This is a genomic window from Yeosuana sp. (genome assembly GCF_057126245.1).
Genome location: NZ_DBNGMQ010000054.1, coordinates 103,771 through 118,405, shown reverse-complemented (window position 1 = coordinate 118,405; position 14,635 = coordinate 103,771). Strand labels below are relative to the sequence as shown.

At 31.2% G+C, this 14,635-nt stretch carries 10 protein-coding genes; 6 read left to right on the top strand and 4 right to left on the bottom strand.

Annotated elements, in window-relative coordinates; genetic code table 11:
• The first annotated feature begins 133 nt into the window (after positions 1 to 133).
• From AC15TD_RS06825 to AC15TD_RS06815, 3 genes are all read left to right on the top strand, one after another.
• The gene (locus AC15TD_RS06825) at positions 134 to 2,629 is read left to right on the top strand and encodes a DUF5686 and carboxypeptidase-like regulatory domain-containing protein (RefSeq protein WP_484451389.1); all 2,496 of its coding nucleotides are present in this window, start codon (positions 134 to 136) and stop codon (positions 2,627 to 2,629) included.
• A gap of 177 nt (positions 2,630 to 2,806) precedes the next feature.
• Complete coding sequence (locus AC15TD_RS06820) at positions 2,807 to 3,334, top strand: inorganic diphosphatase (protein ID WP_484451388.1); 528 nt, start codon at positions 2,807 to 2,809, stop codon at positions 3,332 to 3,334.
• A gap of 125 nt (positions 3,335 to 3,459) precedes the next feature.
• A complete protein-coding gene (locus AC15TD_RS06815; RefSeq protein WP_484451387.1) occupies positions 3,460 to 5,865 on the top strand; it encodes a sodium-translocating pyrophosphatase in 2,406 nt (801 codons plus the stop codon).
• A gap of 73 nt (positions 5,866 to 5,938) precedes the next feature.
• Here the strand turns inward: AC15TD_RS06815 and AC15TD_RS06810 are convergent, their stop codons facing one another.
• Genes AC15TD_RS06810 through AC15TD_RS06795 form a run of 4 tightly spaced genes read right to left on the bottom strand, consistent with a single transcriptional unit; the run spans position 5,939 to position 9,522 of the window.
• Positions 5,939 to 6,553: a deoxynucleoside kinase gene (locus AC15TD_RS06810; RefSeq protein ID WP_484451386.1), complete on the bottom strand. Its 615-nt coding sequence runs from the start codon at positions 6,551 to 6,553 to the stop codon at positions 5,939 to 5,941.
• A 4-nt stretch (positions 6,554 to 6,557) separates the two neighbouring features.
• Positions 6,558 to 7,337: a hypothetical protein gene (locus AC15TD_RS06805; RefSeq protein WP_484451385.1), complete on the bottom strand. Its 780-nt coding sequence runs from the start codon at positions 7,335 to 7,337 to the stop codon at positions 6,558 to 6,560.
• A gap of 33 nt (positions 7,338 to 7,370) precedes the next feature.
• Complete coding sequence (locus AC15TD_RS06800) at positions 7,371 to 8,051, bottom strand: response regulator transcription factor (RefSeq protein WP_484451384.1); 681 nt, start codon at positions 8,049 to 8,051, stop codon at positions 7,371 to 7,373.
• Positions 8,044 to 9,522: a sensor histidine kinase gene (locus tag AC15TD_RS06795; protein ID WP_484451383.1), complete on the bottom strand. Its 1,479-nt coding sequence runs from the start codon at positions 9,520 to 9,522 to the stop codon at positions 8,044 to 8,046. The genes AC15TD_RS06800 and AC15TD_RS06795 overlap by 8 nt, the downstream gene beginning before the upstream one ends.
• 124 nt (positions 9,523 to 9,646) lie before the next feature.
• Here AC15TD_RS06795 and AC15TD_RS06790 point away from each other — a divergent pair, with 124 nt between their 5' ends.
• From AC15TD_RS06790 to AC15TD_RS06780, 3 genes are all read left to right on the top strand, one after another.
• Positions 9,647 to 10,498: a GLPGLI family protein gene (locus AC15TD_RS06790; protein ID WP_484451382.1), complete on the top strand. Its 852-nt coding sequence runs from the start codon at positions 9,647 to 9,649 to the stop codon at positions 10,496 to 10,498.
• A gap of 172 nt (positions 10,499 to 10,670) precedes the next feature.
• Positions 10,671 to 11,531 (top strand): GLPGLI family protein, encoded by an 861-nt coding sequence (locus AC15TD_RS06785; RefSeq protein WP_484451381.1) that lies wholly within the window; start codon positions 10,671 to 10,673, stop codon positions 11,529 to 11,531.
• Between the two features lie 69 nt (positions 11,532 to 11,600).
• Entirely contained in the window at positions 11,601 to 14,339 is a 2,739-nt protein-coding gene (locus AC15TD_RS06780; protein ID WP_484451380.1) for a carboxypeptidase regulatory-like domain-containing protein, read from the top strand.
• Positions 14,340 to 14,635: the final 296 nt, after the last annotated feature.

The following is a 14,635-nucleotide window of genomic DNA, read 5'->3' as shown; positions in this document are numbered from 1 at the left end:
ACGTTATATAAACTTCATTAGCATGATTGTTGATGAAGTTTTTTTATGCTACAGAGTAAACTAACGAAGAAACAACGTAATGCTATAAATTGATAGTTGTTTTTTAGGAGTTAAAAATCAGGGTATTAAATAAATGAATTTACGATTAGGTATTTTATATTTTTTCTTTGGAATTTTTTCCATGATGTCGCAAACGAAAGTGAGTGGGCATGTATTTGATGAATATGATGAGCCAATTTCTTTTGCAAATATAATTTTTAAAGGGTCTACACAAGGAACCATAACTGATGAAAACGGAAGATTTTATTTAGAATCAAACGAAACCTGGGATGGTTTAATAGTATCATTTATTGGTTTTGAAACACTAAATATTCCTTTAACTAAGAAAGTGAATTATGATTTAAAGTTCGTTTTAAGTGAACAAGCATCACAGTTAGATCAAGTAATGATTGTAACAGGTAAACAATCAAAAAAAGACAATCCGGCTATAGATATTCTTAAAAAAATATGGGAAAATAGGCGCAAAAATGGCTTAAGTCTTTACAATCAATATGAATACGATAAGTATGAAAAAGTTGAATTTGATATTAATACCATAGATAGTGCTCTAATAAAAAGTAAACTTTTTAGAGGGATGGAATTCGTCTTTGAAGAAGTAGATACGTCTCGAGTTACAGGAAAAACATATTTGCCCATATTCATTAATGAAGCTGTCTCAAAAGTTTATGGAGACAATACAAACAATAAACAAAAAGAAGTTTTAGAAGGAAATAAAAACTCTGGATTTAGTGACAATCAGATTATTATAGATTTCGTAAACGATTTGTATTCAGATTTTAATGTTTATGATAATTATTTAAAGTTTTTTGACAAGAGTTTTGTAAGTCCACTTTCAAGAACGGGTATCAATACCTACAATTATGTCTTATCTGATAGTACATTTATTGATGATAAATGGTGCTACAATATCATTTATTATCCAAGAAGAAAAAATGAATTAACCTTTAAAGGTGATTTTTGGGTGGCAGACACGACGTATGCTATTAAAGAAATTAACTTACAAGCATCTAAGAGTGCTAACATCAACTGGGTAAAAGAAATTTATATTGAGCAAGAGTTTGAAGTATTGAATGACTCATTATTCTTAGTTAAACGAGATTATATGATGTCAGATTTTGCATTCAACAAAAAGGAGAAATCAAGAGGGGTTTATGGAAAAAGAACAACATTATACAATAACTATAAATTTGATATAGAAAAAGATAAAAAGTTCTATGAAGAAGAAGTTTATAATTTTGATAAAGATGTATATGATAGAGATGATAGTTTTTGGGAGGACAACCGTTTAGAAAAATTAAATAAAGATGAGAAGGGTGTCTATAAAATGTTAGACACATTGAAAACAGTAAAAAAGTTTAAACGTCTATATAATTTAGGAAGTATTTTAGCCTCGGGATATATTGAATTTAATAGTTTACCTTTAGATTATGGACCAATTTTTTCAACCTTTGGTTTTAATGAAGTTGAAGGTTTGCGTTTACGTACAGGCGGTAGAACCTATTTTACAAGAAACGATTTATGGCGATTAGAAGGATTTGTAGCTTATGGTTTTGAAGATGATAAGTTTAAGTACGGAATCTCGGGGAAATGGTTGCTAGATAAGAAAAATAGATTTATTATTTCAGGAGGAAACCGTCGCGACGTTGAGCAAATAGGAGCTAGCTTAACAACATCTACAGACGTATTAGGAAGAAGTTTAGCATCATCTTCAGTAGTTGGTACTGGAGCTAATGATAAACTTACATCAATAAATTTAACAAGTCTTGCTATTGAATTAGAACCTTGGAGAAATCTCGTTTTAAGATTAGGAGGAAATTATCGCACATTAGAGTCGGCATCACCAACATTTAGTCTTGATTATAATACACCAACGGGTATAGAGTCAGAGATAAAACAATATGAAACAACATTTTCAGTTTCTTATTTTCCTAAAAGAAGAATGACTGGTTTTGGTGTAGAAAGAAAAGAAGCTAATGATAATTTTGCCCGTTTGTTTGCACAAATAAGCAGAGGAGATAAAAATATTTTTAATGGAGATTTTAATTATACCAAACTACAAATGTCATACTTACAGCCATGGCAACTTGGAGGTATTGGTAGGTTAACTACAACGGTTGAAGCAGGTAAAACTTTTGGAGAAGTTCCGCTAGGTTTATTAAGTGTAATTCCAGGAAATCAAACGTATTTCTCAATTTATAATACTTTTTCACAATTAGACTTTTATGAATTTGTTTCAGACACCTATACATCTATAAATCTAGAGCATAATTTTAATGGTCGTCTGTTTTCTAGAATTCCTTTTTTAAGAAAATTTAATCTTCGTGAAATAGTCAGTTTAAGAGGTGTTTGGGGAAGTATTTCAGATGAAAATATTGCGCTAAATACAACTGCAAATCCAAATGCGATTCCGTTAGTAGCTCCAAGTGACAAAATATATTATGAATACAGTTTTGGAGTAGGAAATATTTTTAAGGTTTTTAGGCTAGATTTTAATTTTAGAGGGAATTATCTTGAAAACCCTAATGCTAGAAAATTTGGTGTTACAGGAACTTTTGGATTTTATTTTTAGTTTTTTCCATATAATTATATTTCACCTTATCACTTTTTAATTTTGTATTGATTAATATGGTCTCTTTTTTAAATCACAAGCGCTTTTATTGTTTTATAGTTGTTGTATGATTATCTTTGTTGCTATAAGGTGAGTAACCTCAAACAAAGAAAATTATTAGAATTTATAATATAAATTATGGCAAAGAAAAAAGAATTAACTTTTGATGTTTTAATAGAAATCCCTAAAGGCAGTAGAAATAAATACGAATACGATTTTACATTACATAAAATTCGTTTTGATAGAACCTTGTTTTCATCCATGATGTATCCTGGGGATTATGGTTTCGTTCCAGAAACTTTAGCTTTGGATATGGATCCTTTGGATGTGTTAGTATTAGGTACAGAACCAACCTATCCTATGGTAGTAATGGAAGTTAGACCTATTGGAGTTTTTCATATGACAGATGAAAAAGGGCCCGATGAAAAAATTATTTGTGTTCCTGTTCATGATCCTATTTGGAATAAAAGAAAAGATTTAAAAGATATCAATCCACATAGACTGCAAGAGATTGAACATTTTTTTCAAGTATATAAAGATTTAGAAGAGAAAAAAGTTGATGTTGGCGGATGGGGTGATTCAGCAGAAGCTGAAAAAATTTATGAAGAGTGTGTTATAAGGTACGAAGAAAGTGATCATAAGAAAAATAGATCATTCACTATCTAATTGTCAGATTCTTAAAAAATCAAAAAAAAAATAAAGTCATCTTAGTTTTAGATGGCTTTTTTTATCAACTATATTTTATTATTTTTAGCCGTTTCAAAAAACTAATTAACAACTAATCTATTAATATGGAATTATTAGTAAAATTTCTGCCTGTTTTTGGAGTCTTTGCTCTCCTGTTTGTATTTGTGAAAAATGTTTGGATTACTAAACAAGATGTAGGCTCACAAAAAATGGCGAACATCGCAAAACATATTTCAGATGGCGCTATGTCATTTTTAAAAGCTGAATACAAAGTTTTGGCAATTTTTGTTATTGCAGTAGCAATATTATTATTCTTTAAAGGGAATTCTGAAGAGGGTTCAAACGGAATGGTAGCCTTATCCTTTGTGGTAGGAGCTATTTGTTCGGCCTTAGCTGGCTTTATTGGTATGCGCGTAGCAACGAAAGCAAATGTTAGAACTACACAAGCCGCAAGAACATCGTTGGGTAAAGCCTTAGAAGTTGCCTTTGCTGGTGGATCTGTTATGGGATTAGGTGTAGTTGGGTTAGGGGTTTTAGGCCTTAGTGGTTTATTCATGTTTTATCAATGGATGTGGCCCGCAGCTGGTTTGTCAGTTGAATTAAAAGCGGAAAATTTATCAATGGTACTCAATGTCCTTTCAGGATTTTCATTAGGGGCGTCTTCTATAGCATTATTCGCACGTGTTGGTGGTGGTATTTATACCAAAGCTGCCGATGTTGGTGCTGATTTAGTTGGAAAAGTAGAAGCCGGAATTCCTGAAGATCATCCGTTAAATCCTGCTACAATCGCTGATAATGTTGGAGATAATGTAGGTGATGTCGCTGGAATGGGAGCCGATTTATTTGAATCTTATGTAGGTTCAATAATAGGGACTATGGTTTTAGGAGCTTTTATTATTACTCCTGAATATGGAGGTTTAGGCGCTGTTTACTTACCATTAGTATTAGCTGCTGTCGGTATTGTTATGTCTATTATTGGGACATTGTTTGTAAGGGTTAAAGAAGGTGGCTCACCACATAAAGCATTAAACTTGGGAGAATTTGGTTCAGGATTTTTAATGATTGTAGCTTCTTGGTTTATTATTGATTTAATGATTCCAGAATCGATAGAAGGACTCCCTTTTGGGTCTTTTGGTGTATTCTGTGCAACATTAGCTGGTTTAATTGCTGGTTTCTGTGTTGGTAAAGTAACCGAATATTATACAGGAACAGGCACGAAGCCAGTGTCTTCTATAGTTAGGCAATCTGAAACAGGATCTGCTACTAATATTATTGCAGGATTAGGTGTAGGGATGATGTCAACGGCACTTCCAATTTTATTAATTGCTACGGCTATTATAGTGTCTCATTATTATGCAGGTTTGTACGGAATCGCTATTGCAGCGGTTGGTATGTTGGCGAATACAGGAATCCAGTTGGCAGTTGATGCTTACGGACCAATTTCTGATAATGCAGGTGGTATTGCTGAAATGGCTGAATTACCAAGTGAGGTTCGTGAACGTACCGATGAATTAGATGCAGTAGGAAATACAACGGCAGCTATCGGAAAAGGCTTTGCTATTGCTTCTGCTGCTCTAACGGCATTAGCTTTATTTGCAGCCTTTATGAAAACGGCCCATGTTACAGCTATTGATGTGTCTAAACCAGATATTATGGCAGGATTATTAATTGGAGGTATGTTACCATTTGTTTTTTCTGCCTTATCTATGAATGCCGTTGGACGTGCTGCTATGGCGATGATTGAAGAAGTGCGCCGTCAGTTTAGAGATATTCCCCAATTAACAGCAGCTTTAAAGGTTATGAGGGATCTTGACTCAGATATGTCAAAAGCAACAGATGAACAAAGAAAAATATTTGATGAAGCTGATGGATATGCTGAATACGAAAAGTGTGTGGAGATTTCTACCAAAGCTTCTATTAAAGAAATGGTGTTGCCAGGATTATTGGCTTTAGCCGTTCCGGTAGCTATTGGATTTATTGGAGGCGCTGAAATGTTAGGTGGCTTATTAGCAGGTGTTACTACTTGTGGTGTCCTTATGGCAATTTTCCAATCGAATGCTGGTGGTGCTTGGGATAATGCTAAAAAAATGATTGAAGCAGATGGGCGTAAGGGTTCTGATGCACATAAAGCCGCTGTTGTTGGCGATACAGTTGGAGATCCTTTTAAAGATACATCAGGGCCTTCATTAAATATCTTATTAAAATTAATGTCTGTTGTAGCTTTAGTTATTGCACCAAGTATTGCTTTAAATGTAGATGAGGTAACGGCTTATGCTGAAGCCGGTATGTCTTCAAGTAAAGAAGTAAAAGTCACTTTAGAAAGTAATGACGAAGGTGTTTATACTGCCACTGTAATGACAGTAACTAATGAGAATGGTGAACAAACAATGAACGAACAAATTTTTGAAGGTACAGAAGAAGAGGTAAAAGCTAATATTGAGGCTTTAAATAAAAAAAGTGAATCAACTAAAGTGCTTATTGAGAAAGTTATTGAAGAAAAAGTTCAATAATCAAAAAGAAAACTAATCTAAACTAAAAACCACACAAATTTGCGTGGTTTTTAGTTTTTAAAGGATTTAGCTTTTAAAACAATCCGTTTATTTCTGCATCAATCGTATTAATAATGCTTCCTAAATCTTCTGGCTTTTCAACAAAGTCTAAATTATCTACGTCTATAATCAGTAATTTTCCTTTGTCATACCCATGAATCCAAGCTTCATAGCGTTCATTTAATCGACTTAAATAATCAATGCTTATTGTGTTTTCGTAGTCTCTTCCTCGTTTATGAATCTGGGATACTAAGTTTGGTATTGAGCTGCGCAGATAAATTAAAACGTCAGGTCCTTGAACTAATGATTCCATTAAATCAAAAAGTGATTTGTAGTTTTCAAAATCTCTGTTAGTCATTAAGCCCATGGCATGAAGGTTAGGCGCGAAAATATGCGCATCTTCATAAATAGTTCTATCTTGAATAATATCTTTTCCGCTTTTACGAATTTGTAAGACCTGACGAAATCTACTATTTAAAAAATAAACTTGTAAATTAAAACTCCAACGCGCCATCTGATTATAAAAATCATCTAAATAAGGGTTGTCTACAACATCTTCAAGTTGTGCTTCCCATTTATAGTGTTTTGCTAGTAATTTAGTAAGTGTTGTTTTTCCGGCACCTATGTTTCCTGCAACAGCTAAATGCATAATATCAGTTGGTTTTTAATTGGAATTGTTTAAGGGTTTCATTACTGTAAATATACAAGGTTTCATTGGTAAGTAAAAAATCATTTATTAACAAATTGGGTAATGCAACTGGAATAATAGTTTTTGTATTTTTCTTTAAAAAGAACAAGGAATTTTCTTTTTTTAAAATGATGTTTTCATCACTCTCATCCATAGAAGTATATCCTTCGTTTTTTATTTTTGAAATAAGCGTTCCAAAATAACTATAGACTAATATATAATTATTAGTGAGTAGCCAACAATAATTGTAGTTACCTTTCATATCTATTACGTTACTTTTAATGGGCAAAGACTTAGCTCTTGTTACATGATTTTTATAATCATATATTTCCAATTGTTGTGTGTCTTGGTTAAATAGCCATAGTGTATTGTCATTACATGTGGCGATATGAGATATATTTTTATAGGGTTGTATAGTATTAAAATCTATTTTAAATATTTCAGCAAGTCTATTATCTAATATAATAGCAGTATTAAAATCTTTGTAAAATAAATTTATTTTTAAAGGATTAAAAGCAGTCGCTGATGTAATTTGGCCCAATTGTAGATTGTTATAGCTTATGGTTTTACTATCGGTTTTTTTATAAAACACATCATTTTTTATGTAATATAAAGTTTTGAAATTATCAATTTCAACAATGGTTTCTACCTTAATACCGGTTTCATTCATAAAAGTAGCTTCAATAGGTTCTTGAGCAACTATTGAAAACGATACAAAAAGGAATGTGAAAAAATAATTTCTCATATAGACATGAAAAATACAAAAACCAAACCACTTTTAACAAATTAACTTATATCCATATCCACGAACATTTAAAATTTGAATACTATCATCTTTATTTAACTTTTTACGCAATTTAGTGATAAAGACATCCATACTTCTTGCATTAAAAAAGTCATCATTACCCCAAAGTTTGTTGAGTATGAACGACCTGTCTAAAACGGCATTTCTATTTTTTATAAGGTGAAATAGTAAATGAGATTCTCTATGAGTTAATTGAATAGCTTCTTCATTAATTTTTAGTGTTTGCTTCGGAAAGTCAAAAGTGTATTGTCCAATTTGAAGTATGTCTGATGTTTTTTGAAGTTGAACTCTGTTAAGTAGGTTATTAATACGAACAATAAGTTCTTCAATACTAAATGGTTTTTTAAGGTAATCATTTCCGCCTATCGAAAAACCTTCAACCACATCTCGGGTTTGAGATTTTGCTGTTAAAAAAATAATAGGAATATATTCATCAATTGTTCTTATTTCTTTAGCAAGAGTAAAACCATCTTTTTTCGGCATCATCACATCTAGTACCAGCAATTGAGGTGATTTGCTTTGGTAGATTTCAAACGCTTTTTCACCATTTTCGCATAACAATACATTAAAATTTCGAGTTTCTAAACTTTCCTTTATTATTTGGCCTAATGCCGGTTCGTCTTCTGCTAATAATATTGTTAATGGCTTATTCATTTGGCAGTGTCATTTTAAAAGTTGTTTGGTTATTATCCAAATTTAATCGAATCATACCCCCATGCTTTTCAGTTATTTTTTTAGAATAATAGAGTCCTATCCCAAAGCCTTTTACATCATGTGTATTTCCTTTAGGAACGCGGTAAAATTTTTCAAATATTTTCTCTTTATGGGCTTTGGTTAAGGTATTACCATTATCGGTAATAGAAATGGTGAAGGTTGTTGAAGATTGGGATAGTTTGATTGTAATTGTGTTGCCACCATATTTAATGGCATTATCCAAAATATTATTAATAGCATTTTCAAAATGAAAAATATCAACCTTGGCAATTATTGATTCTTGTTCAGCATTAAACAAAATAGTTTTAGTTTCTGAATGCATTTTATGTTTACTAACCAAGGTTTTAATGAGCTCTATTAAATTAATTTCTTCTTTGTTTAATTGCAAACTATCTCCGTCCAACGTAGCTGTTTCTAATAGTTTTTCAACCATCACATTTAGTTTGGAAAGTTGATTACTAGACATGTTTAAATAGGTCTTGGTTTTTTCTTTATCGTCTATAACGTTAAAATCTTTTATGCTTTCTATGGCTACACCAATAGTAGCAATAGGCGTTTTAAATTCGTGAGTAATATTGCTTATTAAGTCGTTTTTAACTTCAGCGAGTTGTTTTTGAGTTTTTATGATTTTTAAAAGATAAAATAGCAAACTAATAACGGCTAATATGAGTAAGAATGATATTAAAATACTAGAAAGTATACGTTTTAAAATAATCTTGGTTTCATTGCTGAAATATATTTTTAATTCACTGTTCTTTGGTAAAAATGTAGATTTTGAACTTAAAGTTAAAGTGGCATCTTTAATGTTAGACTTATCCATTTTTTGGAGAGTCGAAGTATCATTTTTAAATGTTAAACCATAAGCAATATTCAATTGTTTCCGCTTTAGATCATCACGTAGTAAACTATCTATTTTTTCTAATTTTAAGGTGTCTCGGGTCATTGAAATTAAAACCTTTGAGGTAAGTGTTTTAAAGCTATCTATGTGCAGTGAATCTATAGAGTCCTTAGAATGTTCTTTAAAAATTATTTTATTTGAGTACCATTCGTTTTCATTATTATCTTTATAAATATGCTCAAAAATCGTGTCATTTTCAAACGTACTTATAGTGTCCAAAAGCATTTTTTTATCACTAAATAGGTCTATGTTTTTAATGACACTATCTAATTTAATTTTATTTAAAAATAAATTATGATTATTTGTTTTTAAAGCAAACTCTAATGTATTTTTTTGCGCTAGATTTGCAAAATAAGTTTCAACTGAAGAATCAAGACTTAGTTGAACATCATTAATCAATTGCTGTTTGCTAGAAAGGTAACTTTTATAATTCCAATAAAATTGCACACTAATGGTTCCTATAATAACCAGTACTATAAAGTATAAAATCCATTTTAATTTGGTATCGTGCATAAGTCAAAAGTAAATTTTAAAACTGTATAAAACCAATCGATTAACACACGTTAACACTTATTAACGCTTTAGTATTATTAAAGATTTGATATTTGCAGTATCATTAATCAAAAATCAAACAGTTATGAATACCCTAATTAAAGTAATTATTATTTCTGCACTATCACTATGTTCTTTTGCAGTTTGCGCACAAGATTTTCAGGGATCTGCAACCTACAAAACGAAACGAAAGATTGAAATTGAGTTAGATAGTACACAAGTAAATTCAGAGATGCATCAGCGAATGATTGAAATGATGAAAAAGCAATTCGAAAAAACATTTATTCTTAATTTTAATAGGGAAGCGTCTGTATACAAAGAAGATGAAAAGTTGGCTTCACCCCAAAGAGGAGGAATGGAAATGATTGTAATGACGACAGATGGTTCTGATATTTTATATAGAAACTTTAAAGAGAATCGTTTTGTTTCACAAAATGAAGTATTTGGTAAAGTGTTTTTGATAAAGGATAGTATGCCTAAGTTAGAATGGGAAATGCATTCAGAGACTAAAAATATTGGTGAATATACCTGCTTTAAAGCAACTTTAAAAAAATTAGTTCCGGTTGTGATTAGTGGAATTAGTGTGAATGGAGATAAAGATTTTAACGAAGACGAAAACAGAGAACCTGAGATGCAGGAAATTACTATCGTCGTATGGTATACACCTCAAATACCCGTGAGTATGGGCCCTGCAAAATTTTATGGTCTACCAGGATTAATTCTTGAAGTGAATGATGGGCAAGAAACCATTGTCTGCAGTAAGATTGTATTAAATCCAAAAGATAAAGTTACGATTGATGCGCCAAAACAAGGAAAGGAAATATCACAAAAAGAATATGATGAGGTGGTCGAAAAAAGAATGCAAGAGGAGAATGAACGTTATGAACATAGACGTGAAGGTGAAGGACATTCAATAGAAATTAGAATAGGTAATTAAATTCTAATCGATTTTAAACCTTTACACGTAATAGCAGTCTAATGAAGGTTAAAGGATTACATATAACTTAAGGTTTTCCTAATTTTTTTATAAAATTTAAGATGTTGTTTGGTTTAATATTAGTTTAGTCAAGCAAGTAGCCTTTAAATAAATGCTTAATCAGATATTTAAAATGAAATCAAATTACATTACCTCGTGTATTGCTTTAGTATTACTTTTATTAATCAGCAATAACATATCATCTCAGGAATTTCAGGGGAAGGCTTACTATTTTTCAAAAACGACTATGGATATGAGTAATTTTGGTGGTGGACGTCAATTAAATGAACAGCAGAAAAAACAAATTGCTGAACGTCTAAAAAGTGTATTAGAAAAAAACTATATACTAATATTTAATCAAATAGAATCTATTTACAAGGAAGAAGAAGTCCTAGCCGCACCCAATCAAGGTGGGGGAATGCGCTTCGGGATGATGAGTTCTAGTGGAGGAAATCAGTATAAAAACTTGAAGGACCATCAATTTCTGCAAGAAAATGAGTTTTATGGAAAGCAATTTTTAATTAATGATAGTTTGCCAAAATTAAATTGGAAATTAGGTTCAGAAAATAAAATGATTGGACAGTACATGTGTTTTAAAGCAACGGCGATTAAAGATGCAGACGGTTTTGATTTTGCTAGTTTTCGCAGAAGAAGCAATAATGAAAAGCCTAAGGATTCAACCACTGTAAATACCGAAAAAGATAAAGATATTCCTAAGAAAATTATGGTGACAGCTTGGTACACACCGCAAATACCTGTAAATCAAGGTCCTGATATGTATTGGGGTTTACCAGGTTTAATTTTAGAAGTGAATGTCGATAGAACAACTATTCTCTGTTCTAAGATTATTTTAAACCCTTCTGAAAAGGATGAAATGAAAGTGCCATCAAAAGGGAAAGAAGTGACTAAAAAAGAATACGATATTATTGTTAAAGCAAAAATGGAAGAAATGCGAGATATGTTCAGAAATAGAGGTGGTCGAGGACATGATTAAATTTATGAGTCGTACGTTTGTCCATTTATTATATACATTTTACAGCCAATTTATACTTCAATTAAACTAATGAATAAGATATTTTTTGTAGTCGTGTTTTGTTTTACAAGCATTGCTTTTTCCCAGATTAAATTACAAGGTGTCGTAAAAGACAGTATTGGTAATCCTTTAGAACTAGCAAATGTTATTGCTATCAATAAGGAAACGAAGGCTTTAGAGTCTTATGGAATCACGAATGATGATGGTCGTTTCAAATTAGCCTTATCAAAAAATGCAGATTATACTATTCAAGTAAGCTACATTGGTATGAAAACTAGTAGTGAAATCATTTCTGTAAAGGAGGAGGATATAAATATGGATTTTTCGTTAATATCAGATAATATGCTTGACGAAATTCAACTTACTTATGAAATGCCCGTAACTTTAAAAGGAGATACTTTAATTTATAATGCTGATTCTTTTAAAAATGGATCTGAACGCAAGCTTGAAGATGTTATAGAAAAACTACCTGGAGTTGAGATTAATGAAGATGGTCAGATTGAAGTTGAAGGAAAGGTAGTTAATAAACTAATGGTTAATGGTAAAGATTTCTTTGATGGAGACACAAAATTAGCAACAAAAAACATCCCTTCTAGCGCAGTTGATAAAATACAAGTTTTGCGAAACTATTCAGAAGTAGGACAATTAAGTGGTGTCACCAATAATCAAGATAATGTAGCCATGAATATCAAACTTAAAGAAGGTAAAGAAAACTTTTGGTTTGGTAATGTGACAGTTGGCGGTGGTGCATCTACAGATGAAGAACTTTACTTAGCGCAACCAAAGTTATTCTATTATAGTCCCAAATATAGTGTTAACTTTATTGGTGATTTTAATAATACAGGGGAAGTTGCTTTAACACGCCGCGATATTAGAGGTTTTGGAGGCGGTTTTCGTATGCCGAGTAACAATAGTGGAACTAGTATAAATTTAGGTGATAATAGCCTTGGGTTTTTAACCAATCAAAATAATGCTGTTGAAGTTGAAAATAAACTTGGAGCAGCAAACTTTAGCTATTCTCCAAATAATGCATTAGATATTAGTGGCTTTACCATTTACAATAGTAGCCGAATCGCATCTAGACAAGCAACTTTTAAACAATATACAGATTCAGATTTAGGTATTCCAGATGAAGAGACGGAGCGTAATAGCAACGAAAGTTCTAATCAAGGCTTAATGAAGTTGAGTGCATCCTACAAGCCAAACCTAAACAATCAATTAGATTATGATGTGCTAGCTAAAGTTTCTAAAGACTCTCAAGACCAAAACTTATTTTCATCAGTTATAGGGAATACAAATCAGTTTGATGAGGGAACACCTTACAGTATTAATCAAAATATAAATTATTATTACACTTTAAACGAGAATAATATTTTTGCTTTTGAAGCCCAACATTTGTTAAAGGACGAAGATCCTTTTTATAATGCGCTTTTAGTAAATAATCCGAATAACAATAATGAGGTGGATCCCGGAGATAGAGATGCTTTTGATACCACCGCTGAAGCATTAGGTTTAAATACCGGCTTAAACACTTATGATTTAGGACAAAATAGACGTATTAAATCAAATCAATTAGATGCTAAGCTAGATTATTACAATATTCTTAACTCAAAAAGTAATATCAATTTTACACTTGGAACTATTTTGAGTCGTCAACAGTTTAACTCAAATATTTTTCAATTTTTAGACGATGGTTCTCAATTTAATCCAACGCCAACATTTAATGATGGTAGAGCAACAAATGATACCGAGTATAATTTTAGTGATGTATATTTAGGTATTCATTATACTTTAAAATCTGGAAAATTTACATTTAGACCAGGATTTTCATTACATGCATATGGAAATAACAATAGTCAATTTGATGAGGTTTTTAAAGATAATTTCTTCAAACTATTACCCGACTTTGAGACTCGAATTCAATTTAAAAAGAGCGAAAGTTTAACAGTGCGTTATAATATGAGGAATCAGTTTACAGACGTAACGCGATTGGCGGAAGGTTTAGTTTTAAATAATTATAACAGTATACAATATGGTAATCCAGAATTACAGAATGCCTTATCACATAATATAAGTTTATTTTATAATAGTTTCAATCTTTTTAATTATACTAATGTTTATGCAGGACTAAACTATAATAAAAACATTAATCAAATAAGAGGTTTAACAAATTTTGAAAATGTTATAACAACAAGTACATTCTTTAACTCCAATTTTGCAGATGAAAGCGTATCATTATTTGGGCGCATACAACGTACTTTTGGCAAGCTAAGAGGTAGTTTAAGAACTAATTTAAATTATAGTAAAAATAACCAGTTTATTCAGGGAAGACAATCTGTTAATGAAAGCTTTAATCAGACTTATACGCCAGAAATACGAACTAATTTTAGAGAAGCACCAAATGTAAGTTTTAATTATCGTTATAGTGTATCTACAATCAACCAAGGTTCTACCAAAAATAATATTTATACGAACGCACCTTCTGTAGATTTTGATGCCTACATATGGGATTCTGTCACATTTAAAACAGATTTTACTTATACTAATCAAACCAGATTAGATGGTAATAGTGACTCTTTTAAAACTTGGAATGCATCTTTGGCATTTAGAAAGAATAAGGATTCGAATTGGGAATATGAAATTAGAGCTACCAACTTGTTAAATATAGATTCTAGAGTGAGTAATGGAGCGAGCAATCTATTTGTATCAACATCTGAAACGTTTATACAGCCTCGTTTTGTTACTTTTAGGATTCGTTATGAGTTGTAACGGAGGATATAATTAAGAGTTTCGTTTAACGGTATAGGTTAACAGTAGTTGCGTTGTTTAGCACTTAACTTAACCAGTCTTAAGGCAGATAAGTGCCATGATGAAAAGACTATAGGATTTTCATAATGAATCAAGGACAAGCAATAACTTATAGATATTGTTAGGTTTGGTTTCTTATATGAGTTTTAATATTTAGTTGTTATTCCAGACTTCACTCAGAAAAATTTGAATATCAAACATCAGAATTTTTTGTAATATTACTTGAGAATATATATTATTAGGGTTTTTAACTCATT